The organism is Flavobacterium sp. (assembly GCF_043778725.1).
Taxonomy (GTDB): Bacteria; Bacteroidota; Bacteroidia; order Flavobacteriales; family Flavobacteriaceae; genus Flavobacterium.
Window position 1 is genome coordinate 1 of sequence record NZ_JAYWFT010000020.1, and the last position, 2,596, is coordinate 2,596.

At 29.6% G+C, this 2,596-nt stretch carries 3 protein-coding genes and 1 pseudogene; 2 read left to right on the top strand and 2 right to left on the bottom strand.

The genetic code is table 11. The features are described 5' to 3' along the window. A pseudogene (locus tag ACH2CG_RS02170) lies at positions 1-331 on the top strand (hypothetical protein); the annotation flags it as partial. Between the two features lie 36 nt (positions 332-367). Here ACH2CG_RS02170 and ACH2CG_RS02175 read toward each other — a convergent pair. Together ACH2CG_RS02175 and ACH2CG_RS02180 are read right to left on the bottom strand one after the other, a co-directional pair. After that, complete coding sequence (locus ACH2CG_RS02175) at positions 368-1,177, bottom strand: lysophospholipid acyltransferase family protein (RefSeq protein ID WP_395061748.1); 810 nt, start codon at positions 1,175-1,177, stop codon at positions 368-370. A gap of 45 nt (positions 1,178-1,222) precedes the next feature. Then, positions 1,223-1,861, bottom strand: a complete 639-nt coding sequence (locus ACH2CG_RS02180) for an NUDIX hydrolase (RefSeq protein WP_395061750.1) — start codon at positions 1,859-1,861, stop codon at positions 1,223-1,225. Positions 1,862-1,927: 66 nt separating this feature from the next. Here ACH2CG_RS02180 and ACH2CG_RS02185 point away from each other — a divergent pair, with 66 nt between their 5' ends. Further along, complete coding sequence (locus ACH2CG_RS02185; RefSeq protein WP_395061752.1) at positions 1,928-2,371, top strand: DUF4268 domain-containing protein; 444 nt, start codon at positions 1,928-1,930, stop codon at positions 2,369-2,371. The last annotated feature ends 225 nt before the right edge of the window (positions 2,372-2,596 follow it).

Genomic DNA, 2,596 nt, shown 5'->3' on the forward strand with positions numbered 1-2,596 from the left:
AAATTACAGAACTATATCCACTATAACGTCGACTAAACAGTTGATGAAAGACATATTAAAGACAAGAAAAACTGTAAAATATTATGTTTGGTATAATCTTGGAATGATGGCTATTAGCATGGTTATTGGTTTTATATTGGTTTTTAGTACTGACCCAAAATTACATGAATTGACTTCTAAGAATAGTGCTATAGTTTTAATGACCGTTTTTTGTGCTATATGTATTTTGGTTTTTGTAGGTGTATTTTGGTTATTCTACCGTTTAATTTATGGTATATTGTTACGAAAATTGTTTAAAAACTATAACGAATTAAAGAAAATAGATTTATAAAAAAAATACCTGATAAAATTTATCAGGCATTTTTTTTTAGTATTCCCATTGACGGAGTTTATTGAGTTTTTCTTGCTCTTCAATTTCTTCGGCAGGAATAACTTTAAGGAAAGAGGCATGTTGCTCAATAGCGTACTCTACTTTTTCTACAATTTCTTCTATTGTATCGTTTTCATAATCAATATCTAAAGGTTCTTTAATTATGAATGATTGTAGTATATTTTTCTTTTTTAATCGTAATCCTTTTTTATCAAATGAACGACGAAATCCATCAATTACAATTGGAACTACAATTGGTTTGTGTTGTTTAATGATGTGTGCTGTTCCTTTTCTAACCGGTTTGAAGGATTTTGTAGTTCCTTGTGGAAAGGTGATTACCCAACCATCGGCTAGAGCGATTTTAATGTTTTCGGTATCGTTTGGATTTACCTCACGCTTTTCTGTAACGTCCTTTCCTGCTGCACGCCAAGTTCTTTCTACGGTTATTGCTCCAACGTAAGCTAAAATTCTAGGAAGTAATCCAGCTTTCATAGTTTCACTCGCCGCGACATAATAAACGTTCATTTTAGGTTGCCACAAATAACCTACGTTTTTAATGTTGTCTGCTCTACCAGAAAGACTCGCATTGAAAACATGAAACATAGCTACAACGTCTGCAAAATAAGTTTGATGATTGGATATAAAAAGTACATTCTTATCAGGAAGATTTCTAATAATTTCAGATCCTTCAATATGTAATTCATTAAAACCTCTATAACGCCTATGAGTTATTACTCCGAAAATTCGGATAATCCATTTTTTGATAAAAAGTATATGTCCAAAAGGATTTTGTTTAAACAATCCCATAATAATCTGTAGAAAATGAAAAACAAAAATACAAAAACTTCTTGTTTAAAGCACCAATTTTAACGCTTCTTTTAGTTCACTTAACATCATTGCAGTTGCACCCCAAACTGAATGCTCATAAATTTGAAAAACAGGAACATTGATAGATTTAGAGTACGATGATTCTATTGTTTTTGTACAAATCACGGAGTCATCAAGAAGCATAGACAAAGACATTTCAATAATTCCAGCTACTTCATCTTCTTGAAGTTTAAAATTTAATTCTTTAGTTGACACACCAAGAAAAGGATATACTAAAAAATTACTTGATGGAATGTAAATTGATGAAAAACTTCTTATTACTTTTATTTTATCTGGATGAATTCCAACTTCTTCGTAGGTTTCTCGCAAAGCTGTTTCCATCAAATCTGCATCAGTTTCTTCAAACTTACCTCCTGGAAATGCAATTTGAGAAGAATGTACACCTGGATATGAATTTCTAACAATTAATACTAAATGAGCAATATTCCCTTTAGGATAAAACAGCATCATCACAGCAGCTTTTCGTGAATTACTATCTTGTTTAATTCCATCCTCTAATATTTTAATTCTTTCTAAAGGAGCCATTTTTACATGCGCAGAAGTAGATGGTAAATTCACATTAACAATAGCATTAATTGATTTAAAAAAGACTTCAAAATTCATAGTCAATGGATATATTTATTTATAAATTTACCAAAAAAAAATAACAACCCAAAAAATAATTGTTCAATGTACAGCAAAGAAGAAAGTTTAAAAATTAAAAAGGAATTTTGGGTACAATTTGCAGAGGTGTATCCTAGAAAGTGGTTACTTTATGATACAAAAATAAAAGATTTAACTTTTAAGTTTTATGTAGATAATAAAAAAGCTCAAGTTTTATTAGATATAGAACCGAAAGAAGAAGAAAAAAGAAAAATTTACTACGAAAAAATAGAATCTTTAAAAAAAATCTTAATCGGAGAATATCTACCAGATGCAATTCTAGAAAGAAATCATTATTTAGAAAACGGAAAAGTTATTAGCCGAGTTTGGGTAGAAAAAACAAACATCAGTTTAAATAACAAAAATAATTGGGAAGAAGTTTTCAATTTCTTCAGTGAAACAATGACACAATTTGAAACTTTCTTTTATGAATACCAAGATTATATAAAAGACTTAGAAACAAACACTTAATTTTTTTCTACTCCCTTGAATCACTCTTTTTTACTATGTCTTTTCTTTTTTTAAGAAAAAAAGGATATGGCTTGAATGACATTGATGAAGTTTTAACTTAAAGTTAAAATTTAAAAAGTATATTATAAAACAAAACACCCTATCCGATATGGATAGGGTGTTTAAAAGAAAGGCGACGACATACTCTCCCACATAACTGCAGTACCATCTGCGCAATCGGGCTTA